21 protein-coding genes are annotated in these 23896 nt (G+C 67.6%); 17 read left to right on the top strand and 4 right to left on the bottom strand.

Annotation, left to right across the window (positions count from 1 at the left end; genetic code table 11):
• Nucleotide 1: 1 nt before the first annotated feature.
• The 3 genes from kdgD to L0984_RS16305 all read right to left on the bottom strand — a co-directional run bounded on the left by kdgD (nucleotide 2) and on the right by L0984_RS16305 (nucleotide 2876).
• Nucleotides 2-913 carry a 5-dehydro-4-deoxyglucarate dehydratase gene (gene kdgD, locus L0984_RS16315; protein ID WP_234194686.1) on the bottom strand — a complete coding sequence of 304 codons (912 nt, stop codon included), beginning with the start codon at nucleotides 911-913 and terminating at the stop codon, nucleotides 2-4.
• 53 nt (nucleotides 914-966) lie between these two features.
• On the bottom strand, nucleotides 967-1941 hold the full coding sequence (locus L0984_RS16310; protein WP_234194684.1) for a Bug family tripartite tricarboxylate transporter substrate binding protein: 975 nt from the start codon (nucleotides 1939-1941) through the stop codon (nucleotides 967-969).
• 125 nt (nucleotides 1942-2066) lie between these two features.
• Complete coding sequence (locus L0984_RS16305) at nucleotides 2067-2876, bottom strand: FadR/GntR family transcriptional regulator (RefSeq protein WP_370646050.1); 810 nt, start codon at nucleotides 2874-2876, stop codon at nucleotides 2067-2069.
• 137 nt (nucleotides 2877-3013) lie between these two features.
• Here L0984_RS16305 and L0984_RS16300 point away from each other — a divergent pair, with 137 nt between their 5' ends.
• The 6 genes from L0984_RS16300 (at nucleotide 3014) to L0984_RS16275 (ending at nucleotide 8927) form a co-directional block, all read left to right on the top strand.
• Nucleotides 3014-4042 (top strand): LacI family DNA-binding transcriptional regulator, encoded by a 1029-nt coding sequence (locus L0984_RS16300; RefSeq protein ID WP_234194681.1) that lies wholly within the window; start codon nucleotides 3014-3016, stop codon nucleotides 4040-4042.
• A 128-nt stretch (nucleotides 4043-4170) separates the two neighbouring features.
• The gene (locus L0984_RS16295; RefSeq protein WP_234194680.1) at nucleotides 4171-5001 is read left to right on the top strand and encodes an NAD-dependent epimerase/dehydratase family protein; all 831 of its coding nucleotides are present in this window, start codon (nucleotides 4171-4173) and stop codon (nucleotides 4999-5001) included.
• A gap of 4 nt (nucleotides 5002-5005) precedes the next feature.
• Nucleotides 5006-5896, top strand: a complete 891-nt coding sequence (locus L0984_RS16290; protein ID WP_234194679.1) for an SMP-30/gluconolactonase/LRE family protein — start codon at nucleotides 5006-5008, stop codon at nucleotides 5894-5896.
• 52 nt (nucleotides 5897-5948) lie between these two features.
• Entirely contained in the window at nucleotides 5949-6923 is a 975-nt protein-coding gene (locus tag L0984_RS16285; protein ID WP_234194674.1) for a TRAP transporter substrate-binding protein, read from the top strand.
• A gap of 140 nt (nucleotides 6924-7063) precedes the next feature.
• Complete coding sequence (locus tag L0984_RS16280; RefSeq protein WP_234194672.1) at nucleotides 7064-7552, top strand: TRAP transporter small permease; 489 nt, start codon at nucleotides 7064-7066, stop codon at nucleotides 7550-7552.
• Nucleotides 7553-7631: 79 nt separating this feature from the next.
• On the top strand, nucleotides 7632-8927 hold the full coding sequence (locus L0984_RS16275) for a TRAP transporter large permease (RefSeq protein WP_234194670.1): 1296 nt from the start codon (nucleotides 7632-7634) through the stop codon (nucleotides 8925-8927).
• A 24-nt stretch (nucleotides 8928-8951) separates the two neighbouring features.
• On the opposite strand, the gene L0984_RS16270 is transcribed toward L0984_RS16275, so the two are convergent.
• Nucleotides 8952-9953 carry a LacI family DNA-binding transcriptional regulator gene (locus L0984_RS16270; RefSeq protein ID WP_234194668.1) on the bottom strand — a complete coding sequence of 334 codons (1002 nt, stop codon included), beginning with the start codon at nucleotides 9951-9953 and terminating at the stop codon, nucleotides 8952-8954.
• A 168-nt stretch (nucleotides 9954-10121) separates the two neighbouring features.
• Between L0984_RS16270 and garD the strand changes: the two genes are divergently transcribed.
• From garD to L0984_RS16215, 11 genes are all read left to right on the top strand, one after another.
• Entirely contained in the window at nucleotides 10122-11705 is a 1584-nt protein-coding gene (gene garD, locus L0984_RS16265; protein ID WP_234194666.1) for a galactarate dehydratase, read from the top strand.
• Between the two features lie 44 nt (nucleotides 11706-11749).
• The gene (locus L0984_RS16260; RefSeq protein WP_234194664.1) at nucleotides 11750-12742 is read left to right on the top strand and encodes a Bug family tripartite tricarboxylate transporter substrate binding protein; all 993 of its coding nucleotides are present in this window, start codon (nucleotides 11750-11752) and stop codon (nucleotides 12740-12742) included.
• Nucleotides 12743-12854: 112 nt separating this feature from the next.
• A complete protein-coding gene (gene asd / locus L0984_RS16255; RefSeq protein ID WP_234194662.1) occupies nucleotides 12855-13709 on the top strand; it encodes an archaetidylserine decarboxylase in 855 nt (284 codons plus the stop codon).
• Between the two features lie 87 nt (nucleotides 13710-13796).
• On the top strand, nucleotides 13797-14138 hold the full coding sequence (locus L0984_RS16250) for a winged helix-turn-helix transcriptional regulator (RefSeq protein ID WP_017759147.1): 342 nt from the start codon (nucleotides 13797-13799) through the stop codon (nucleotides 14136-14138).
• 65 nt (nucleotides 14139-14203) lie between these two features.
• Entirely contained in the window at nucleotides 14204-14554 is a 351-nt protein-coding gene (locus L0984_RS16245) for an FKBP-type peptidyl-prolyl cis-trans isomerase (protein WP_017759146.1), read from the top strand.
• 188 nt (nucleotides 14555-14742) lie between these two features.
• Nucleotides 14743-15297, top strand: coding sequence for a nucleotide exchange factor GrpE (grpE, locus tag L0984_RS16240; RefSeq protein ID WP_234194661.1), 555 nt, complete (start codon nucleotides 14743-14745; stop codon nucleotides 15295-15297).
• A gap of 103 nt (nucleotides 15298-15400) precedes the next feature.
• A complete protein-coding gene (gene dnaK, locus L0984_RS16235) occupies nucleotides 15401-17344 on the top strand; it encodes a molecular chaperone DnaK (protein WP_234194660.1) in 1944 nt (647 codons plus the stop codon).
• Nucleotides 17345-17433: 89 nt separating this feature from the next.
• Nucleotides 17434-18576, top strand: a complete 1143-nt coding sequence (gene dnaJ, locus L0984_RS16230; protein WP_234194657.1) for a molecular chaperone DnaJ — start codon at nucleotides 17434-17436, stop codon at nucleotides 18574-18576.
• Between the two features lie 476 nt (nucleotides 18577-19052).
• Nucleotides 19053-20975, top strand: a complete 1923-nt coding sequence (locus tag L0984_RS16225; RefSeq protein ID WP_234194656.1) for a PrkA family serine protein kinase — start codon at nucleotides 19053-19055, stop codon at nucleotides 20973-20975.
• A gap of 34 nt (nucleotides 20976-21009) precedes the next feature.
• On the top strand, nucleotides 21010-22296 hold the full coding sequence (locus L0984_RS16220) for a YeaH/YhbH family protein (protein WP_370646025.1): 1287 nt from the start codon (nucleotides 21010-21012) through the stop codon (nucleotides 22294-22296).
• A gap of 33 nt (nucleotides 22297-22329) precedes the next feature.
• Nucleotides 22330-23868 (top strand): SpoVR family protein, encoded by a 1539-nt coding sequence (locus L0984_RS16215; RefSeq protein ID WP_234194653.1) that lies wholly within the window; start codon nucleotides 22330-22332, stop codon nucleotides 23866-23868.
• The last annotated feature ends 28 nt before the right edge of the window (nucleotides 23869-23896 follow it).

Below are 23896 nucleotides of genomic sequence, written 5' to 3'. Positions count from 1 at the left end.
CTTACTGCGGGCCCAGCTTGGCGATCAGCGCCTCGAGCGCCGCGTACTCGTCGGCCTTGAGGTCGGTCAGCGGCGTGCGCACCGGGCCGGCACCATGGCCCACGATCTTCGCGCCGGCCTTGACGATGCTGACCGCATAGCCCTGGCCCTTGTTGCGGATGGCCAGGTAGGGCATGAAGAAGTCCTTCAGCAGGCGATGCTGCGTGGCCATGTCGTCATCGCGAACGGCTTCGTAGAACTGCATCGCCGTCTTCGGGATGAAGTTGAAGACGGCCGACGAGTACACCGGCGTGCCCAGCGCCTTGTAGGCGGCGGCATAGACCTCGGCCGTGGGCAGGCCGCCCAGGTAGGCGAAGCGGTCGCCCATGGTCAGGAAGATGGAACTCATCAGCTCGATGTCGCCGATGCCGTCCTTGAAGCCGATCAGGTTGGGGTTGCGCTCGGCCAGCTTGGCCAGCGTCTCGGGCATCAGCTTGGCCTGGCCGCGGTTGTAGACGATGACGCCGAACTTGACGCTCTTGCACACGGCCTCGACATGGGCAGCCAGGCCTTCCTGGCCGGCTTCGGTCAGGTAGTGCGGCAGCAGCAGGATGCCGTGGGCACCGGCACGCTCGGCCGCCTGCGCGCACTGGATGGCGAAGCGCGTGGGGCCACCGGCGCCGGCAATGATCGGCACCTTGCCGCGGCAGGTGTCGACGGCGGTCTTGATGATCTCGGGGTATTCGTCGGCGGTGAGCGAGAAGAACTCGCCGGTGCCACCGGCCGCGAACAGGGCACTGGCGCCGTAGGGGGCGAGCCATTCGAGGCGCTCGATGTAGCCCTTCTTGTCGAAGTTGCCCTCGGCGTCGAAGTCCGTCAGCGGGAAGGACAGCAGGCCGGAGCCCATGATGGACTTGAGATCTTGCGGGTTCATGTGCGGGTTTCCTGGAAGCGTGTATTGAAAGAAGAAGAAGAAAAGGGGGGCGCTCAGTCGAGCTTGATGCCGGCCTGCCGCACCACGGCGGCCCAGCGGGCGCGTTCCTTGTCGAAGAACTGCTCTTCCTGGGCGCCAGTCATGGTCACGACCTCGGCGCCCTGCCCGGCCAGGCGCGAGCGCACCTCGGCCGAGCGGATGGCGGCGATGAATTCGCGGTTGAGGCGCTGCACGATGGCGTCGGGCGTGCCGCGCGGCGCCTTGACGCCCTGCCAGGTGCCGGACTCGAAGCCGGGCACGCCCTGCTCGGCGATGGTAGGCACGTCGCCCACCAGGGGCATGCGCGTGGGCTTGGAGACGCCCAGCAGCTTGAGCTTGCCGCTCTGCACATGCGGCAGGGTGGCGAGCATGCCGTTCATCAGCACCTGCGTCTGCCCGCCCACCGTGTCCTGGATGGCCTGCACGCCGCCCTTGTAGGGCACGTAGGTCCAGCGGGCGCCGCTGGCGCGCTCCAGCGCCACGCCGGCCAGGTGCGGCGCGCTGCCGGTGGCGGTGACGGCGAAGTTGAGGTCGCTGGTCTTGGACAGCGCCACCAGCTCCTGCAGCGTGTTGGCCTTGACGGACGGGTGCACCACCAGCAGGTGCGGCGAATAGGCCAGCATGGTCACGCCGCGCAGGTCCCTGGACGGATCGAAAGGCAGCTTGGTATAGACCGAGGGACTGATGGCCAGGGCGCCCACGTCGCACAGCAGCACCGTGTAGCCGTCGGGCGCGGCCTTGGCGACCATGTCCGCGCCCAGGTTGCCGTTGGCACCGGGCTTGTTGTCCACGATCACGCTCTGGCCCAGCGCCTGCGACAGCGGCTGGCTGATGGACCGCGCAATGATGTCGGACGAGCCGCCCGGCGGATAGGGCACCACGATGCGGATCGGCTTGGCGGGCCAGTTGTCGGCGGCCTGGACGGCGCCTGAGGCGACGAACGCCGCGCCAGCGGCTGCGCTGACGAATTGGCGGCGGTTGAGGGTCATGTCTGTCTCCGTCTGGGTGTGAAACACGGGCGCGGCCTTCACCGGGCGTGATCGCCCGCCGCCTTGTTGTCAGTCATCGTACAACTAAGTCCACACACAGCCACGCCAAAGACCCCGCGCCGGACTCAGGTTGGGGAGGAGGTCGCCTGCCGCTGCGCTGCTTCCTCACGGGCGCGACGCAGACGCTCCCGGCTGTTGGTCAGGTGGATGCGCATGGCAGCCCGCGCGGCATCGGCATCGCCGCGGGCGATGGCCGAGAAGATCTCCTCGTGCTCGCGGTTCACGCGCTCCAGGTATTCGCCGCGGTGGGCCTGGTTGCGGATCGCGCTGACGCGCGTGCGCGGGATGATGTTGGTGCCCAGGTGGCCCAGGATCTCGGCGAAGTAGGGATTGCCGGTGGCCTGCGCGATGGCGAGGTGGAAGCGGAAGTCCGGCGAGATGGAGTCGCCCGCATCCCCCGCATCCTGCTCGAAGGCATCCAGCGCCTCGCGCATCGCCTGGAGATGGGCTCCGGAGTGGCGTTGGGCGGCCAGGCCCGCCGACTCGGTCTCCAGGCTGATGCGCAGCTCCAGCACCGCCATCACATCGACCGCCGTGGGAATCTCGGACGCATCCAGGCTGAACATGCCGGCCGCCCGCGGCTGCAGCACGAAGGTGCCGATGCCATGACGCGTCTCGACCAGCCCGGCCGCCTGCAGCCGCGACAGCGCCTCGCGCACCACCGTGCGGCTGACGCCGTAGGTCTGCATGATGGCCGACTCGGTGGGCAGCTTGTCGCCCGGCTGCAGATGGCCGGCCCGGATGCGTTCGCCCAGGTCATCTACCAGGCCATGCGCCAGGCCGCGCGCCCGGCGCTGCGGCAGCGCCCGCACCGCCTCGTTCTCGGCAGGGGTCGCGGGCGTGGCTGGAGCGGTCGAACGGGACATGGAGGCCATCATAAGACGGCACCCGGTTGTACGACAACCTATGACCCGACTACTTTCCGGCCGGGGTCCACACGCGCCGCCGCCGCAAGGCGTGCACTTTGTGGCATGGTCGCGCTCCCGCCCTGCCCTCTCTGCCCTGCCTGTCCATGAGTTCCTCGCGCAAGCGCGCTGCCACTATCCGCGACGTCGCCCTGGCAGCCAAGGTTTCCACTGCCACGGTGTCGAAGTTCGTCAACGGCGGCCAGCGCTTCACGGCCGAGGTCGAGGCCCGGATCACGCAGGCGGTGCGCGAGTTGGGCTATTCGCTCAACCCCATGGCGCGGGGCATGATCACCGGCCGCACGGGCAACGTCGGCGTGGTGATCCTGGACATCCGCAACCCCTACTTCACCAGCCTGGTCAGCGGCGCCGCCCGCGTGGCGGCTGCAGCGGGGCTCAACCTCATCATTGCCGATGCGGCCGAGAGCACCTCGCCCGAACTCGGCGTGCTGCAGTCGCTGGTGCGGCGGGTAGACGGGCTGGTGGTGAGCGCGCGCCTGCCCGCCACCGCCATCCAGGGCGTGCTGGACAGCGGCACGCCAGTGGTCTTCTTCGGCCGGCCCTCGCCCTACCCGCAACATGCCAGCGTGGGCTGTGACAGCCACCAGGCCGGGCTCATGCTGGGTCGGCACCTGCGCGACCTTGGCCATCGGCGCATCACGTATCTGGGCTTCTCGGGCGCGCGCTGGAGCGCCGACCGGGAGCGCGGCCTGCGCGAGGCCTTCCAGGGCATCAAGGCGAGCGTGCGCACCGTCGATGCCTCGGCGCCGTCGACCGAGGAAGGCGAGCGCCTCGCCTCCAGCCTGCTGTTGTCGCCCGAACGCGGAGACGCCATCGTGGCCTACAACGACCTGCTGGCCATGGGCCTGCTGCTGGAAGCCAAGTCGCTAGGCATCGTGGTGCCGGACGAGGTCTCGGTGGCGGCCTTCGACAACATCGCCTACGGCCGCCTGGTGAGCCCCGCACTGACCAGCGTGGACATGATGGGCGAGGCGACAGGCGAGCTCGCCATGCGCCGGCTGATCAGCGCCATCCATGGCGAAGATGTTTCAGCGCAGGAAAACGTTATACCTCCCCGTCTCGTCGCCCGGAATTCGACGCGCAGCCTCATCAAGGGTAAGCACCTAGCGCGCTGAACTTGACGCGCGAACGGCGGGTGCGCACCATCGCGCCCAGCCCTTCGTGGCTTTTTTCGAGCCGCGAAGTTAAACGTTTACCTTCGATGCAGCACCGTTGCATCCGTCGATCACAGGCCGCCGATTCCATGACCGCCCTTCCCTCCTCCAGTCCTGCCCGTCGCCTGCAGCGGCTGCTGCTCACCGGCGCTGCCGGCGGCCTCGGCCAGGTGCTGCGGGAGCGGCTCGTGCCCTTTGCCGAGCGGCTTCGCGTCTCGGACATCGCGCCGCTCGGCGCCGCGCGCGGCGCGCACGAGGAGGTCGTGCCGTGCGACCTGGCCGACAAGGCGGCCGTGCACGAGCTGCTGGCCGGCTGCGACGCCGTCGTCCACCTGGGCGGCATCTCGGTGGAGCGGCCCTTCGAGCAGATCCTCGAGGCCAACATCAAGGGCATCTACAACGTCTACGAGGCCGCGCGCCGCCAGGGCGTGGGCCGCATCGTGTTTGCCAGCTCCAACCATGTGATCGGCTTCTACAAGCAGACCGAGCACATCGACGCCACGGCGATGCGCCGGCCCGACGGCTACTACGGCCTGTCCAAGTCCTTCGGCGAGGACATGGCCCAGTTCTACTGGGACCGGTACGGCATCCAGACGGTGAGCATCCGCATCGGCTCCTCCTTCCCGGCCCCCGCCAACCGCCGGATGATGAGCACCTGGCTCAGCTACGACGACCTGACGCGGCTGGTGGAGCGGTCGCTGTTCACGCCGGACGTCGGTCACACGGTCGTCTTCGGTGCCTCGGCCAACCGCGAGGTGTGGTGGGACAACCGCGCCGCCGCCCACCTGGGCTGGGTGCCGCAGGACGATTCCGAGGTCTTCCGCGCGCAGGTCGAGACCCAGCCGCCGGTGGCGGCCGACGACCCCAACGCCATCTACCAGGGCGGCGCCTTCACCGCCCAGGGCCCCTTCGGAGACTGAGACCGTGCAGGCATCCCGAGCCGAACTCGTCGTCGACGCGCGCCATGGCACCGGCGAGAGCCCGGTGTGGCAGGCGGGCGAGCAGGCGCTGTACTGGGTGGACATCCCCGGCCGCACGCTCAACCGCTGGACGGCGGCCGAGGGCCACCGGCAGTGGGCCACGCCGCAGATGCCCGCCTGCATCGCCGCCGTGGCGGACCGGCCCGGCCAGTGGCTGGCCGGCATGGAGGACGGCGTGCACACGCTCACCCTCGGCACCGACGGCCCCGCGCAGCTAACGGCCCTGGCACCGGTGCAGCATGCCCGGCCAGGCATGCGCTTCAACGACGGCCGCTGCGACCGCCAGGGCCGCTTCTGGGCGGGCACCATGCTCATGGACATGGGCGCCGCCGCCCGGGTCGGCGTGCTCTACCGGCTGGACGGCGCCACGCTGCAGCCCGTGCTGGACGACCTGATCACGCCCAACGGCCTGGCCTTCAGCCCCGACGGCCGCACGATGTACCTGTCGGACTCGCATCCCGAGGTGCAGGCCATCTGGGCTTTCGACTACGACCCCGACACGGGCACGCCGTCCAACCGCCGACTCTTCGTCGACATGAAGCCGCTGCCCGGCCGACCGGACGGTGCCGCCATCGACATCGACGGCGGCTACTGGATCTGCGGCAACGATGCCGGCCTGGTGCACCGCTTCACGCCCGAGGGCCGGCTCGACCGCTCGCTCGAAGTGCCGGTGAAGAAGCCCGCCATGTGCGCCTTCGGCGGCCCCGCGCTCGACACCCTCTTCGTCACCTCGATCCGGCCGGCTGGCGACCTGTCGGATCAACCCCTGGCCGGTGGCGTGTTCGCGCTGCGGCCCGGCACGCAGGGCCTGCCCGAGCCGGCCTGGCGACCCTGAAGCTCCAAGAAGACCGCCACACCACCCCCAGGATCCACCCGAGGAAGACAACATGAAGACCCTTCGTTTCAAGACCACCCTGCTCGCCCTGGCCGCCAGTGCCGCGGCACTGGCGGCACAGGCCACCGAGTTCCGCTCGGCCGACATCCACCCCGACGACTACCCCACCGTGACGGCGGTGAAGTTCATGGGCGAGCGGCTCAAGCAGCTGTCGGGCGGCAAGCACAGCATCAAGGTGTTCAACAACAGCGCGCTCGGCAGCGAGAAGGACACCATCGAGCAGACCAAGATCGGCGCGCTGCAGATGGTGCGCGTGAACATCGCGCCCATGAACAACATCTGCCCCGAGACGCAGGTGCCGACCATGCCCTTCCTGTTCCGCTCCACCGACCACCTGCACAAGGTGCTGGACGGCCCGATCGGCGAAGACATCCTCAAGAGCTGCGAGAAGCAGGGCTTCATCGGCCTGGCCTTCTACGACAGCGGCGCCCGGTCGATCTACACCGCCAAGAAGCCGGTGCGCACCCTGGCCGACGTCAAGGGACTGAAGATCCGCGTGCAGCAGTCCGACCTGTGGGTGTCGCTGGTGGAGGCCATGGGCGGCAACGCCACGCCCATGCCCTTCGGCGAGGTGTACACGGCCCTCAAGACCGGCCTGGTGGACGCAGCGGAAAACAACTATCCGTCGTACGAAAGCTCGCGCCACTTCGAGGTGGCCAAGTACTTCAGCAAGACCGAGCATTCGATGGCGCCGGAGATGCTGCTCTTCTCCAAGCGTGCGTGGGACCGCCTCTCGCCCGAGGAACAGGGCTGGATCCGCCAGGCGGCCAAGGAATCGGTGCCCTACATGCGCAAGCAGTGGTCCGAGCGCGAGGCCAAGTCGCTGGCCGCGGTGAAGGCCGGCGGCGCCGAGATCATCGAGATCGACAAGAAGCCCTTCGAGGCCGCCATGAAGCCCGTCTACGACAAGTTCATCACCGACGCGCGGCTGAAGGACCTGGTCAAGCGGGTGCAGGACACGCAGTAAGCGCCGAGGGGGCGGCCCCTTCCCCCTCTGGGGGAAGGCAGGGATGGGGGCCAGCAGCGCATCGAACGCTGCAGCCTCGCCACCGCCGCCGGCCCCACCCTGCCCTCCCCCAGCGGGGGAGGGAGAAAGAGAGAAACCCCATGTACTCCCGCTTCTGCCGCGCCCTCGCGCGCGCCTGCATGGTGCTGGGCATCGTCGGCCTCGTCGCAGTGATCTGCGCCGTGAGCTGGCAGGTGTTCGGCCGCTACATCCTCAACAGCACGCCCACCTGGGCCGAGAGCCTGGCGCTGCTCATGGTGCTCTACGTCACCATGTTCGGCGTGGCCGTGGGGGTGCGCGACGCCGGCCACATCGGGCTGGAATCGCTGCTCGTGCTGGCACCGCCCCGGCTGCGCCTCAAGCTGGAGATGCTGATCCACGTGCTGGTGGGCCTGTTCGGCGCCGCGATGGCCTGGAACTGCGCCTACCTCGCCGAGTCGGTGTGGGACTACCGCCTGCCCACGCTCTTCATCTCCGAAGGCTGGAAGTACGTGCCGCCCAGCTTCGCCGGCGTGCTCATCGTGCTGTTCTCCATCGAGCACATCCTGGCGCTGGCCCAGGGCCGCGAACTGGAGCCGTCGTGGACCTGATGCCCATGCGCTGCCGTCGCTCCCCCCTCGTCATGCGCCCCGCGCACCTTCCTCGTCCCGCTGCGCGCCCGGAGGCCGCATGACCATTCCGCTGCTCATCCTCACCCTCTCGTTCACCGCCCTGCTGCTGCTGGGCGTGCCGGTCGCCTTCTCCATCGGGCTGTCGGCCCTGGCCACGCTGCTCTACGAGGGCCTGCCGCTGGCGGTGGGCTTCCAGCAGATGATGTCCGGCATGGGGATCTTCTCCTTCCTGGCGATCCCCTTCTTCATCTTCGCGGGCGAGCTGATGCTCTACGGCGGCATCGCCGACCGCATCGTCGACTTCGCCAAGTCGCTGGTCGGCCATGTGCGCGGCGGCCTGGGCATGAGCAACGTGGTGGCCTGCACGCTGTTCGGCGGCGTCTCGGGCTCGCCGGTGGCCGACGTGTCGGCCATGGGCGCGGTGATGATCCCGATGATGAAGAAGGAGGGCTACCACGCCGACTACGCGGTCAACGTGACCACGCATGCGGCCCTGGTGGGGGCGCTGATGCCCACCAGCCACAACCTCATCATCTATTCGCTGGCGGCGGGCGGAAAGGTGTCGATCGCGGCGCTGATCCTGGCCGCGCTGATGCCCGCCATCATCCTCACGCTGTGCAACCTGCTGGCGGCCTACGTGGTGGCGGTGCGCCGCGGCTACCCGGCCGGCACCTTCCCGGGCTGGGCCATCGTGGCGCGCAGCTTCGCGGCGGCACTGCCGGGACTGTTCATCGTGGTGCTGATCCTGGGCGGCATCCTGTCGGGCATCTTCACGGCCACCGAGTCGGCGGCCGTGGCGGTGCTCTATGCGCTGGCGCTGACGATCTTCCTGTACCGCACGCTGAAGTGGGCGCACTTCATCAAGGCCGCGGCCAAGGCGGTGCGCACCACGGGCGTGATCCTGCTGCTGATCGGCATCTCCAGCACCTTCGGCTACCTGATCAGCCTGTATGGCGTGGCGGAGCTGACGGGCCAGATGCTGTCCAAGGTGTCGACCACGCCGTGGGTGATCTTCCTGCTGATCAACGTCATCCTGTTCCTGCTGGGCACCTTCCTGGACATGGCGGCGACCATCCTGCTGTGCACGCCCATCTTCCTGCCCATCGCGCAGCAGTACGGCATGACCTCGGTGCAGTTCGGCATCCTGATGCTGATCAATTGCGCGCTGGGGCTGAACACGCCGCCGGTGGGCACGACGCAGTTCGTGGGCTGCGCCATCGGCGGGTTGTCGGTGGGCGAGGTGATGCGCACCATCTGGCCCTTCTACGGCGCGCTGATCCTGGCGCTGGGGCTGGTGACCTTCGTGCCGCAGTTCTCGCTGTGGCTGCCCAGCATGTTCATGGTCGTGAGGTGACGACGCCCCCCGCATGAACGCCGTTCAGCCGGCCGTGGATTCGCGTTCGACGATGCGGAAGCCCACGTCCACCACCGGCTGAACGACCGGCTCGCCGCGGCAGCGGGCCAGGACCATCTGCGCGGCCCGGCGGCCGATGTCGGCCCCGTCGACCGCCACGGTGCTGAGGCTGGGAAACAGGTGGGCCGAGAAGTCGGCATTGCCGAAGCCGCAGATGGCCAGGTCCTGCGGCACACGCAGGCCGCGGGCCAGGGCCTCGACCATCACGCCGTGCGCCAGCTGGTCGGAGCTGCAGCACACGGCCCGCAGGTCGGGCGCCTGGCGCAGCAGTTCCGCCAGCGCGCCGCGACCGAGCAGCAGGTTGCTGGGCGCCGACACCTGGGCGATGGGCACCGGCGCGCCGAAGGCGGCGGCAAACGCATGGGTGCGCTGCAGCGCCCGGTGGTCGTCCGCCGTGGCAATGCCCACCCGCGACCAGCCCTTCGCGCGGAAGAAGGCGGCCAGCGCCTCGCCCACCGCCGGGTGCGAAAAGCCCACCAGCATGTCCACCGGGGAGCGCGACAGGTCCCAGATCTCCACCGTGGGGATGCCGGTGCGGCGCACGCGCTCGCGCACGGCCTCGTCCTGCACCAGGCCGGCGAAGACGATGCCGTCGGGCTGGCGGCTGATCATGGTGTTGAGCACCAGCGCCTCGCGGGCCCGGTCGTAGCCGGTCTGGCCCAGCAGCAGCTGGTAGCCCTCTTCCGCCAATGCCTCGGTCAAGGTCTGCACCGAAGGCAGGAACTGGGACACGTTGAGCGCCGGCACGATGCCCGCCACCATCCGGCTGCGCTTGGACTTGAGTCCACCCGCCAGCAGGTTGGGGATGTAGCCGGTGGCCTCCACCGCCTGCTGCACCCGGGCGATGGTGGCCGGCGAGACCAGCGAAGGATTGCCCAGCGCACGCGACGCCGTGATCGGCGACACGCCGGCATGGCGGGCCACGTCGTGCAGCGTGGCGGACTTGGAAGGAGGAAGGGTGCGCATGGAAGGCGGCCGAGCCTACCAGTTCAGCGCCTGCCGGCTACGGGTCAACCCGCAATGGCGGGAAAGAATGACAACGATATCATTTGCGCCGCGTGTTCCGTTTCTCCCACTCAGCTGGGCTTCGCGCCGGATGACAACGATGTCAGCCGCTACCGAGCCACCCTCCCGATGACCGCCGACCGCCCCCCTCTTCGCATCGCCATGCATCCCGCCGACAACGTGGCCATCGTCGCCAACGATGGCGGCCTGCCGGCGGGCACCGTGTTCCCCGACGGCCTCGTGCTGGTCGACAAGGTGCCCCAGGCCCACAAGGTGGCGCTGGAGGACATTCCCGAAGGCGGCGCCATTCGCCGCTACGACGTCGTCATCGGCTATGCGCTCAAGCCGATTCCCCGCGGCAGCTGGGTGCACGAGCGCCTGCTGCGCATGCCCGAGGCGCGCTCGCTCGAAGGCCTGCCCATCGCCACCGTGCGCCCGCAGCCGCAGCCGCCCCTTGAGGGCTACACCTTCGAGGGCTACCGCAACGCCGACGGCTCGGTGGGCACCCGCAACATCCTGGCCATCACGCAGACGGTGCAGTGCGTGGCCGGCGTGACCGACTTTGCGGTGCAGCGCATCAAGGCCGAGTTGCTGCCGCGTTACCCGAATGTGGACGACGTGGTGGCACTGGAGCATTCGTACGGCTGCGGCGTGGCCATCGACGCGCCGGACGCGGTGGTGCCCATCCGCACGCTGCGCAACATCAGCCTCAATCCCAACTTCGGCGGCGAGGTGATGGTGGTCAGCCTGGGCTGCGAGAAGCTGCAGCCCGAACGCCTGCTGCCGCCGGGCAGCATCCCACTCGTGGACGAACGCAACGTCGCCGACGTGGGTGCCAGCGAGGAAACGAAGCTCGACGTCGTCTGCCTGCAGGACGAGGCCCATGTGGGCTTCATGTCCATGGTCGAGTCCATCCTGCGCCAGGCCGAGGTGCACCTGGCGCGCTTGAACGCCCGACGCCGCGAGACGGTGCCCGCCAGCGAACTGGTGGTGGGCGTGCAATGCGGCGGCAGCGACGCCTTCAGCGGCGTCACAGCCAACCCGGCCGTGGGCTTCTGCACCGACCTGCTGGTGCGCACCGGCGCCACCGTGATGTTCAGCGAGGTGACCGAGGTGCGCGACGGCATCGACCAGCTCACCGCGCGCGCCGCCACGCCTGAGGTGGCGCAGGCCATGATCGACCAGATGGCCTGGTACGACGCCTACCTGCAGCGCGGCCAGGTGGACCGCAGCGCCAACACCACGCCGGGCAACAAGAAGGGCGGCCTGTCCAACATCGTCGAGAAGGCCATGGGTTCCATCGTCAAGAGCGGCAGCGCACCCATCAGTGGCGTGGTGGCGCCGGGAGAGAGGGCGCGACAGAAGGGCCTGCTCTATGCCGCCACACCCGCCTCGGATTTCATCTGCGGCACGCTGCAACTGGCCGCCGGCATGAACCTGCACGTCTTCACCACCGGCCGCGGCACGCCCTACGGCCTGGCCGAGGCACCGGTCATCAAGGTGGCCACCCGCAGCGACCTGGCGCGCCGCTGGCACGACCTGATGGACGTGAACGCCGGCCGCATCGCCGACGGCGAGGCCAGCATCGAGGACATGGGCTGGGAGCTGTTCCGCCTGATGCTCGACGTGGCCTCGGGCCGCAGGAAGACCTGGGCCGAGCAGTGGAAGCTGCACAACCAGCTGGTGCTGTTCAACCCGGCGCCGGTGACCTGACCCATTCCTTTTCGATTCATCCAGCAAGAGACGGAGACGACTGCATGCAACGACGCCACTTCATCCGCACCACCGCCGCAGCCGCCGCCCTGGCGACAGTCGGCCTGCCGGCCCTGGCCCAGGGCAACTGGCCCACGGGCAAGGCCATCACCTACCTGGTGCCCTTCCCGGCCGGCGGCACCACCGACACGGTGGGGCGACTCATCGCACAGAAGCTCGGCCCGGTGCTGGGCACCAGCGTGGTCATCGACAACCGCGGGGGCGCCGGCGGCAGCATCGGCTCGGAGATCGCCTCGCGCGCGCCCGCCGACGGCTACATGCTGCTGGGCGGCACCATCAGCTCGCATGCGATCAACGTCAGCCTGTACCCGCGCATCGGTTACGACCCGGTCAAGTCCTTTGCGCCGGTCACGCTGATCGGCACCAACCCGGTGGTGCTGGTGGTACCGGCCAACAGTCCCTACAAGAACCTGCAGGACGTGCTGGCTGCGAGCAAGGCCAAGAGCGGCGGGCTGTCCTCGGCCTCGGCCGGCACCGGCACCTCGCAGCACTTGGCGCTGGAACTGCTCGCCTACAAGTCGGGGGTGAAGTTCACCCATGTGCCCTACAAGGGCAGCGGCCCCGCCATCCAGGACGTGATCGGCGGGCAGGTGGACATGATGTTCGACACCACCGTGGTGGCCGGCCCGCACATCCAGAGCGGCAAGCTGCGCGCCATCGCGGTCACTTCGGCCAAGCGCCTGGGCTCCATGCCCGACGTGCCCACCGTGGCCGAGTCGGGCATCCAGGGCCTGAAGGATTTCGAGGTCGTCTCGTGGCAGGCCATCTTCGTGCCGGCCGGCACACCGGCCCCCGTCGTGGACCGCCTGCACAAGGAGATCCGCACCATCCTGGCCGAGCCCGAGATGCAGGAGCGCCTCAAGGGCCTGGGCATGGAGCCGGCCGACATGACGACGGCCCAGATCGCCGACTTCCAGAAGGCCGAGGTCCAGAAATGGGCCCAGGTGATCAAGGCGGCCAACATCAAGGCCGAGTAGGCCCGCACGCAGGCCGCTCGCTGCGCTGGCCTGCGCCGCACCGTACAAATCCCGGGGCGGCCCGCCGGAACCCCGTCGATAGAATCGAACGCCCACGATCGCCGGTGTCCCCTTGTCCGACCGTTTCGCCGTTCTCCCCCAGTACCTCTATCCCAAGCAGGCATTGACCTCCTTCGCAGGCTGGGTGGCCGGCAAGGAGCGCGGCGCACTGACGACCTGGATCATCCGCAACTTCGTCGCCAAGTACGGCGTCGACATGGGCGAGGCGATCGAGAGCGACATCGCCCGCTACGCCAGCTTCAACGACTTCTTCACGCGCGCCCTCAAGCCGGGCGCCCGGCCCATCGCCGAGGCGCCGCTGGTCTGTCCGGTGGACGGCGCCATCAGCCAGTTCGGCCCCATCGCGGGCGACCAGATCTTCCAGGCCAAGGGCCACCGCTACACCACCACCGCTCTGGTCGGCGGCGACGCGGCCCTGGCGGCGCAGTTCCGCGACGGCAGCTTCGCCACGCTCTATCTGAGCCCGCGCGACTACCACCGCATCCACATGCCCTGCGACGGGCGCCTCACCCGCATGATCTACGTGCCGGGGGCGCTGTTCTCGGTCAACCCGACCACGGCGCGCGGCGTGCCGGGGCTCTTCGCCCGCAACGAGCGCGTGGTCTGCGTGTTCGAGGGCGAACGCGGCCCCTTCGTGCTGGTGCTGGTGGGCGCCACCATCGTGGGCAGCATGGCCACGGTCTGGCACGGCGTGGTCAATCCGCCGCGCGGCGGCGAGATCCGCGAATGGCGCTATGACGATCCGGCCCTGCGTTTCGTCAAGGGCCAGGAGATGGGACGCTTCCTGCTGGGTTCGACGGTGGTGATGCTCTTTCCGCCGCCAGCCCTGTCGTTCAACAAGGACTGGGCGCCAGGGCGCGCGGTGCGTCTGGGCGAGCCGATGGCCGGTGCGGGTGCGCACCGATAGACTGCGACACGACCGGCCGTGGTGCCGGCACCAGCCCCGAGACGACATCCCGGGCCGCCCCGCGCCCATGACGAGGAGGGTTTGCCGATGAGCTCCAAGGACCAGGCCGCGGTGCGGCAACTGCTGGCGCTGCTCGAAGCGCGGTATGCGCTGCGCGTGCTCTGGGCGCTGAGGGACGGCCATCCGCAGACCTTCCGCCTGCTGCAGGACAGCGTGGGCGGCATCACGCCCAACACCCTCAACACCCGCATCAAGGAACTGCGCGAAGCCGGCCTGCTGTGCCATGGCGGCGACGGCTACTGCCTCACGACCAGCGGGCAGGACTTGCTCAAGCGCCTGTCCGACCTGCAGGCCTTTGCCGGCCGCTGGCAGGTCGGACTGGTCAAGAAGACACCCGCGACGCCGGCCGAGGCATCGCCCTCCGCCTAAACTCGCGTTTGCCCCGCCGCCCGGCCCCTGCTGCCGTCGCGGCCCGTCCATCCAAAGGAATCCCCATGCCCACCACCGCATCCGGCCTGCAATACGAAGACACCGTCGTCGGCGAAGGCGCCGAGGCCAGCGCCGGCCAGTACGTCCATGTGCACTACACCGGCTGGCTCTACAACGACGGCCAGCAGGGCGCCAAGTTCGATTCCAGCCTGGACCGCAACGACCCCTTCGCCTTCCCGCTGGGTGCCGGCCATGTGATCAAGGGCTGGGACGAAGGCGTGGCCGGCATGAAGGTCGGTGGCAAGCGCACCCTGATCATCCCCCCGGGCCTGGGCTACGGCGCCCGCGGCGCCGGCGGCGTGATTCCGCCCAACGCCACGCTGAAGTTCGACGTCGAACTGCTCGACGCCCGCTGAGCCCCGCGCTCCTGCGCACCCAGGCGGCCCACGACGGCCGCCTTTTTGCTTCGGCTCAATCGCCTTCCTCGATGGCCCTGGCGGCCCTCATTGGAAATTTCTTAGCCTTTGCGCAGCATCCCCACCTTGAAAAGGGCCTTGGGGCCCCTAGCTGCTGGGCAGTTTCGAACCCCAAAGTCCCATCGACCATGACGGAGAACACACCCCACACGCCCGCCCCCGAAGGCCAGCAGGCCGCCGCCGACGCCCAGAACGACGCCGTGCACAGCGAGGGCACGGCCGTGCAGAACCTGGAAGCCGAGCTGGCCGAGCTGAAGGCCAAGTCGGCCGAACTGGCCGACCAGTACCTGCGCGCCCAGGCCGACGTGCAGAACGCCCGCCGCCGTGCCGACGAGGAAATCTCCAAGGCCCGCAAGTTCGCGGTGGAATCCTTCGCCGAAAGCATGCTGCCCGTGCTGGACAGCCTGGAAGCCGGCCTGGCCATCAAGGAAGCCACGCCCGAGCAGATCCGCGAAGGCGCCGAAGCCACGCTGCGCCAGCTCAAGAGCGCACTGGAGCGCAACAAGGTGATCGAGGTGGCGCCTGCCGCCGGCACCAAATTCGACCCGCACCAGCACCAGGCCATCTCGATGGTGCCCGCCGAGCAGGAAGCCAACACCGTCGTGAGCGTGCTGCAGAAGGGCTACACCATCGCCGAGCGCGTGCTGCGGCCGGCGCTGGTGACCGTCGCGGCGCCCAAGTAATTCGACATTGCTCCACAGGAAATCCCCGGCGCATCCCTTGAATCCGGCCGGGTTATCCACAAGTTCAGCACAACAGATTCTTCAGATTCAGGAGTAACGACACATGGCCAAGATCATCGGCATCGACCTGGGCACGACCAACTCGTGCGTGGCGATCATGGAGGGCAACAACACCCGCGTGATCGAGAACTCGGAAGGCGCGCGCACCACGCCGTCCATCATTGCGTATCAGGAAGACGGCGAAGTGCTGGTCGGCGCCTCGGCCAAGCGCCAGGCGGTCACCAACCCGCGCAACACCCTCTATGCGGTCAAGCGCCTGATCGGCCGCAAGTTCGAGGAGAAGGAAGTGCAGAAGGACATCGACCTGATGCCCTATGCCATCTCCAAGGCCGACAACGGCGACGCCTGGGTGGAAGTGCGCGGCAAGAAGATGGCGCCTCCGCAGATCAGCGCCGAGGTGCTGCGCAAGATGAAGAAGACCGCCGAGGACTACCTGGGCGAGCCCGTGACCGAGGCCGTGATCACGGTGCCGGCCTACTTCAACGACAGCCAGCGCCAGGCCACCAAGGACGCCGGCCGCATCGCCGGCCTGGAAGTCAAGCGCATCATCAACGAGCCCACCGCGGCTGCGCTGGCCTTCGGCCTGGACAAGCAGGACAAGGGCGACCGCAAGATCGCCGTGTATGACCTGGGCGGCGGCACCTTCGACGTGTCGATCATCGAGATCGCCGACGTCGACGGCGAGAAGCAGTTCGAAGTGCTGTCCACCAACGGCGACACCTTCCTGGGCGGCGAGGACTTCGACCAGCGCATCATCGACTACATCATCACCGAGTTCAAAAAGGAACAGGGTGTCGATCTGTCGAAGGACGTGCTGGCCCTGCAGCGCCTGAAGGAAGCGGCCGAGAAGGCCAAGATCGAGCTGTCGAACTCGTCGCAGACCGACGTCAACCTGCCCTACATCACGGCCGACGCCACCGGCCCGAAGCACCTGAACATCAAGCTGACCCGCGCCAAGCTGGAAAGCCTGGTCGAGGACCTGGTGGAACGCACCATCGCCCCCTGCCGCACGGCCATCAAGGACGCCGGCATCAGCGTGAACGACATCAGCGACGTGATCCTGGTGGGCGGCCAGACCCGCATGCCCAAGGTGCAGGAGAAGGTCAAGGAGTTCTTCGGCAAGGAGCCGCGCAAGGACGTGAACCCTGACGAGGCCGTGGCCGTCGGCGCCGCCATCCAGGGCCAGGTGCTCTCCGGCGACCGCAAGGACGTGCTGCTGCTGGACGTGACCCCGCTGTCGCTCGGCATCGAGACGATGGGCGGCGTGATGACCAAGATGATCACGAAGAACACCACGATCCCGACGAAGTTCGCGCAGACCTTCTCGACGGCCGACGACAACCAGCCGGCCGTGACGATCAAGGTGTTCCAGGGCGAGCGCGAGATCGCCTCCGGCAACAAGCTGCTGGGCGAGTTCAACCTGGAAGGCATTCCGCCGGCACCGCGCGGCACGCCGCAGATCGAGGTGAGCTTCGACATCGACGCCAACGGCATCCTGCACGTGGGCGCCAAGGACAAGGGCACGGGCAAGGAAAACAAGATCACCATCAAGGCGAACTCGGGCCTCTCCGAGGACGAGATCCAGAAGATGGTGAAGGACGCCGAGCTGAACGCCGCCGAGGACAAGAAGAAGGTCGAGCTGGTGCAGTCGCGCAACCAGGGCGAGGCCATGGTCCACAGCGTCAAGAAGTCGCTGGGCGAGCATGGCGACAAGCTGGACGCCGGCGAGAAGGACAAGATCGAGGCCGCCATCAAGGAGCTCGAGGAAGTCCTGAAGGCCGACGACAAGGACGCCATCGAGGCCAAGACCACGGCGCTGATGACCGCCAGCCAGAAGCTGGGCGAGAAGATGTACGCCGACGCGCAGGCGGCCGAAGCCGCAGCGGGCGCTGCCGGCGCCAGCAGCGCTGGCGCAGAAAATGCGAGCGCCAAGCCGGCCGACGACAACGTGGTCGACGCCGAGGTCAAGGAAGTCAAGAAGGGCTGATTGCCTTGAGCTGACGCGGGGCTGGTCACCTGTCCAAGGGTGGTCCAGCCTCTTTTCGTTTTCCACCGAACCGCTTCCGCGCGAGTCCCATGGCAAGCAAACGCGACTACTACGAGGTCCTCGGCGTTCCCAAGAACGCGGGCGAGGACGAGATCAAGAAGGCCTATCGCAAGCTGGCGATGAAGTACCACCCTGACCGCAATCAGGGCGATGCCGCCACCGAGGCCGAGGCGAAGTTCAAGGAGGCCAAGGAGGCCTACGAGATGCTGTCGGACGCCGACAAGCGCGCGGCCTACGACCAGTATGGCCACGCCGGCGTCGACCCCAACATGCGCGGCGGCATGGGTGGCGGCCCGGAGGGCTTCGGCGGCTTCGCCGAAGCCTTCGGCGACATCTTCGGCGACGTCTTCGGCGGTGGCGGTGCACGCCGTGGCGGAGGCCGCCAGGTGTTCCGCGGCAGCGACCTCAGCTACGCGATGGAGATCACGCTGGAAGAAGCCGCCGACGGCAAGGACGCGCAGATCCGCATTCCCAGCTGGGACGAATGCAGCACCTGCCACGGCAATGGCGCCAAGCCGGGCACCAAGCCGATCACCTGCACCACCTGCCACGGCTCCGGCGCCGTGCAGATGCGCCAGGGCTTCTTCAGCGTGCAGCAGACCTGCCCGCAGTGCCGCGGCACGGGCAAGATCATTCCAGAGCCCTGCCCCACCTGCCACGGTCAGGGCAAGGTCAAGAACAACAAGACGCTGGAGGTGAAGATCCCCGCCGGCATCGACGACGGCATGCGCATCCGCAGCACCGGCAATGGCGAGCCGGGCACCAACGGCGGGCCGCCGGGCGACCTCTACATCGAGATCCGGCTGAAGAAGCACGAGGTCTTCGAGCGGGACGGCGACGACCTGCATTGCATGGTGTCGGTCAGCATGACCACCGCTGCGCTGGGCGGCGAGATCGAGGTTCCCACGCTCAAGGGCCCGGCCGCCATCGACATTCCCGAAGGCACGCAGAGCGGCAAGCAGTTCCGCCTGCGAGGCAAGGGCATCAAGGGCGTTCGCTCCAGCTATCCGGGCGACCTGTACTGCCACATCCGCGTCGAGACGCCGGTCAAGCTCACCGAGTACCAGCGCAAGCTGCTCAAGGACCTGGACGAGTCGCTCAAGAAGGGCGGCGACAAGCACAGCCCGCAGGAGAAGGGCTGGCTGGACAAGGCCAAGGAATTCTTCAGCTGACTCCGCGGGGAGGGCTTCGTGCCCTCCTCTGCCCCCGCTCAGGCGCTGCGCGACTCCGGTCGCCCAGCGCCTTTTTCGTGTCCCGGCCCGGCGGGCGCCGTGCCCGCAGCCGCCAGGAAGTGTTGTCGGCGGGCCACGCTCCCTTCGCTGGTTTCGCTGAGGTCCTCGGCCTACGCGCCTGTGGGCCGGCACCGACGGACGTAGGTCTTTCCCTTGATTCCTGCGGGTTTGCCTGCATGGTTCCATCCAGCGGCACGTCTTTTGCGTAATAGCCGGTGTGCCAGCCGGGGTGGAACTTCGGCCCGGCGTGCGGCCCCAAGAATTGGGCGGGTTTCGGCCCCTTCATCGAAGCGCACGCCGCGCGAAGTTCTGCCGTATGCTGGAACCGCGTCTTGAGGAGTTTCCGGAGCCTGGCGGCCTGGTCATCCGCTGTGGCTCGATGTTGAATCCTGCCGACCCATTGGAGGTGTGCACCCATGGACGTCATCAGCAACTTCACCGCCCGGTACGAGCGCACGCGCGAAGAGGTCATGTCGCTGCAGGACTATCTCAACGTCTGCAAGCGCGACGCCACGGCCTACGCGACCGCCGCCGAGCGGATGCTGAAGGCCATTGGTGATCCCGAGGTGGTCGACACCCGCAACGACCCCCGCCTGTCGCGCATCTTCGCGAACAAGGTCATCAAGATCTACCCGGCCTTCCGCGAGTTCTACGGCATGGAAGACGCCATCGAACAGGTGGTCTCGTACTTCCGCCACGCGGCCCAGGGCCTCGAAGAAAAAAAGCAGATCCTCTACCTGCTGGGCCCGGTGGGCGGCGGCAAGAGTTCCATCGCCGAGCGCCTCAAGCAGCTGATGGAGCAGGTGCCCTTCTATGCCATCCAGGGCTCGCCGGTGAACGAGTCGCCGCTGGGCCTCTTCGATGCCGCCGAGGACGGCGAGATCCTCGAGAAGGAATACGGCATCCCTCGCCGCTACCTGCAGCGCATCCTGTCGCCGTGGGCCGTCAAGCGGCTGGAGGAATACGGCGGCGACATCCGCCAGTTCAAGGTGGTCAAGCGCTACCCGTCTGTGCTCAAGCAGATCGCGGTCGCCAAGACCGAGCCGGGCGACGAGAACAACCAGGACATCAGCTCGCTGGTGGGCAAGGTCGACATCCGCAAGCTCGAGACCTTTGCGCAGGACGACCCCGACGCCTACAGCTACTCCGGCGGCCTGTGCCTGGCCAACCAGGGCCTGCTGGAGTTCGTGGAAATGTTCAAGGCGCCGATCAAGGTGCTGCATCCGCTGCTGACGGCCACGCAGGAAGGCAACTTCAAGGGCACCGAAGGCTTTGGGGCGATTCCCTTCGACGGCGTGGTGCTGGCCCACAGCAACGAGAGCGAGTGGAAGGCCTTCCGCAACAACAAGAACAACGAGGCCTTCCTCGACCGCATCTACATCGTCAAGGTGCCGTACTGCCTGCGCGTGTCCGAAGAGATCCGCATCTACGACAAGCTGGTGCGCAACTCCTCGCTGGCCGCGGCGCCCTGCGCCCCGGGCACGCTGAAGATGATGGCCCAGTTCTCGGTGCTCACGCGGCTGAAGGAGCCGGAGAACTCCAACGTCTTCAGCAAGATGCAGATCTACGACGGCGAGAACCTGAAGGACACCGATCCCAAGGCCAAGTCGCTGCAGGAGTACCGCGACTATGCGGGCGTGGACGAGGGCATGAGCGGCGTCTCCACCCGCTTCGCCTTCAAGATCATCTCCAAGGTGTTCAACTTCGACAGCACCGAGGTCGCCGCCAACCCGGTGCACCTGATGTATGTGCTGGAGCAGCAGATCGAGCGCGAGCAGTTCCCGCCCGAGACCGAGCAGAAGTACATCGGCTACATCAAGGAGATGCTGGCCCCGCGCTACGCGGAGTTCATCGGCAAGGAGATCCAGACAGCCTACCTGGAGAGCTACTCCGAGTACGGCCAGAACATCTTCGACCGCTACGTGACCTATGCCGACTACTGGATCCAGGACCAGGAGTACCGCGATGTCGACACCGGCGAGGTCTTCGACCGCGCGGCCCTCAATGCCGAGCTGGAGAAGATCGAGAAGCCGGCGGGCATCTCCAATCCGAAGGACTTCCGCAACGAGATCGTCAACTTCGTGCTGCGGGCCCGCGCGAGCAACAGTGGCCGCAACCCGACGTGGACCAGCTACGAAAAGCTGCGCACGGTGATCGAGAAGAAGATGTTCTCGAACACCGAGGAGTTGCTGCCCGTGATCAGCTTCAACGCCAAGAGCAGCGCCGACGAGCAGAAGAAGCACGAGGACTTCGTCACGCGCATGGTGGAGAAGGGCTACACGCCCAAGCAGGTGCGCCTGCTGTGCGAGTGGTACCTGCGCGTGCGCAAGTCGTCCTGATCGATCCTCTCCGCCACCATGGAGGTGCTGCACCTTGGCGATGTTCCAGCAGATCATTGACCGGCGCCTGTCGGGCAAGAACAAGTCGGTCGGCAACCGCGAGCGCTTTTTGCGCCGCTACCGCACGCAGATCCGCGATGCGGTGCGCAAGGCGGTCAGCGGCCGGGGCATCCGCAACCTGGAGGCGGGCGAGGACATCACGCTGCCGCGGCGCGACGTGTCCGAGCCCACCTTCGGCCATGCGCAGGGTGGCAACCGCGAATACGTGCACCCGGGCAACCAGGAGTACGTGCGCGGCGACCGCATCGAGCGGCCCAAGGGCCAGGGCGGTGGCGGCTCGGGCAGCGGGCAGGCCAGCGACAGCGGCGAAGGCGAGGACGACTTCGTCTTTCGCCTGACGCGCGAGGAGTTCATGCAGGTCTTCTTCGAGGACCTCGCCCTGCCCCACCTGATCCGCACCCAGCTGGCCGAGGTGCCGGAGTGGAAGAGTCACCGGGCCGGCTTCACCAGCGACGGCACGCCCAACAACCTGCATGTGGTGCGTTCCATGCGCGGCGCGCTGGCGCGGCGCATCGCGCTGGGTGGGCAGGACCGCAAGGACATCCGGGCGCTCGAAGCCCGCATCGCCGACCTGGCGCGCGAGCCCGAGCCCGACGCGGAGTTGATGAAGGCGCTGCAGGAGGAGCTGGATGGCATCCGCCGCCGTGCCCGCCACGTGCCCTACATCGACCCCATCGACCTGCGCTACCGCAGCCGTGTGCGTACGCCGGTGCCGAGTGCCAAGGCCGTGATGTTCTGCCTCATGGACATCTCCGGCTCCATGGACGAGTCGCGCAAGGACATGTCCAAGCGCTTCTTCATGCTGCTGTACCTCTTCCTCACCAAGCACTACGAGAAGATCGAGCTGGTCTTCATCCGCCATCACACGCAGGCGCAGGAGGTGAGCGAGGACGACTTCTTCCATGCCACCGAGACCGGCGGCACGGTGGTCTCCAGCGCACTGGTGCTGATGCGCGACATCATCCGCGCCCGCTACCCGAGCAGCGAGTGGAACATCTACGGCGCGCAAGCCAGCGACGGCGACAACTGGCATCAGGACAGCGGCCGCTGCCGCGAGCTGCTGGCCGACTCGATCCTGCCGCTGGTGCGCTACTACGCCTATGTGCAGGTGGCCGAGGCCGAGCAGAACCTGTGGCAGGAATACACACATCTCGAAGACCGCTTCGGCCACTTCGCCATGCGCAAGGTGTCGAGCGCGCAGGACATCTACCCGGTGTTCCGGGAGCTGTTCAAGAAGGAAGGCGCGGCAGCCGCCGCCTAAGTGGGAATGAACCCGCCAGGAGCCAAGGACACGATGACACCGTCCCGCCTGCCCCCCGTCTTCGAGCGCGCGCCGGAGCGCCTGCCCAGCCCCTCCGACTGGACCTTCGAGCTCATCGAGACCTACCACGACGAGATCGCCAGAACGGCACGCGCCTTCGGCCTGGACACCTACCCGAACCAGCTGGAGATCATCTCGGCCGAGCAGATGATGGACGCCTACTCCAGCGTGGGCATGCCGGTGCTCTACCGCCACTGGTCCTACGGCAAGCAGTTCATCGCCACCGAGAAGAACTACCGCCGCGGCCACATGGGCCTGGCCTACGAGATCGTCATCAACTCCGACCCGTGCATCTCCTACCTGATGGAGGAGAACACGATGGCCATGCAGTCGCTGGTGATCGCCCACGCGGCCTACGGCCACAACAGCTTCTTCAAGGGCAACTACCTCTTCCGCATGTGGACGGATGCCTCGTCCATCATCGACTACCTGGTCTACGCCAAGAACTACATCGCCGAATGCGAGGAGCGCCATGGCGTGGAGGCGGTGGAAGACCTGCTCGATTCCTGCCACGCGCTGATGAACTACGGCGTGGACCGCTACCGCCGGCCGCAGAAGCGGTCGCTGGCGCAGGAGAAGGAACGGCGCGCCGAACGCGAGGCCTACATCCAGCGCCAACTCAATGACCTGTGGCGCACGGTGCCACGTTCCGGTGCCGCGGCGCAGGACCCACAGGCGGCGCGCCGCTTTCCCGAGGAGCCACAGGAGAACCTGCTGTACTTCATCGAGAAGAACGCTGCCCTGCTGGAGCCCTGGCAGCGCGAGGTGGTGCGCATCGTGCGCAAGGTGGCGCAGTACTTCTATCCGCAGCGCCAGACGCAGGTCATGAACGAGGGCTGGGCCACCTTCTGGCACTACACCCTGCTCAACACCATGTACGACCGTGGCCTGCTGGCCGACGGCTTCATGATCGAGTGGCTGAGCTCGCACACCGCCGTGGTCTACCAGCCGCCGGTGGGTCACCGCGCCTACAGCGGCATCAACCCCTACGCGCTGGGCTTCGCGATGTACAGCGACCTGAAGCGCATCTGCGAGAAGCCCACCGAGGAAGACCGGCAGTGGTTCCCGGACATCGCCGGCTCCAACTGGCTGACCACGCTGGACTACGCCATGCGCAACTTCAAGGACGAGAGCTTCGTCGGCCAGTTCCTGAGCCCCAAGGTGATGCGCGACTTCCGCTTCTTCGCCATCCGCGACCACGAGGCCGACCCGGAACTGGAAGTGGCCGCGATCCACGACGAGGCCGGCTACCGTGCGCTGCGCGAATCGCTGGCACGGCAGTACGACCTGGGCAGCCGTGAGCCCGACATCCAGGTCTGGAATGTGGACCTCCGCGGCGACCGCTCGCTGACGCTGCGCCATACCCAGCGCAACAACCGGCCGCTGCATGAGGAGACACCCGAGGTGCTCAAGCATGTCGCGCGGCTATGGGGATTCGACGTTCACCTGGAGAGCGTGGACGACAAGGGACGCGTGGGATACCGCAAGACGGTCAGCCCGAAGCGCAGTTAGCGGGACTGGCCTTGGGGCGCTGGTGGCT

The sequence above is a fragment of the Pseudacidovorax sp. NFM-22 genome, from assembly GCF_021401245.1.
Taxonomy (GTDB): Bacteria; Pseudomonadota; Gammaproteobacteria; order Burkholderiales; family Burkholderiaceae_C; genus Xenophilus.
The sequence above is the reverse complement of the archived record's forward strand: the minus strand, read 5'-3'. Positions and strand labels throughout refer to the sequence as shown.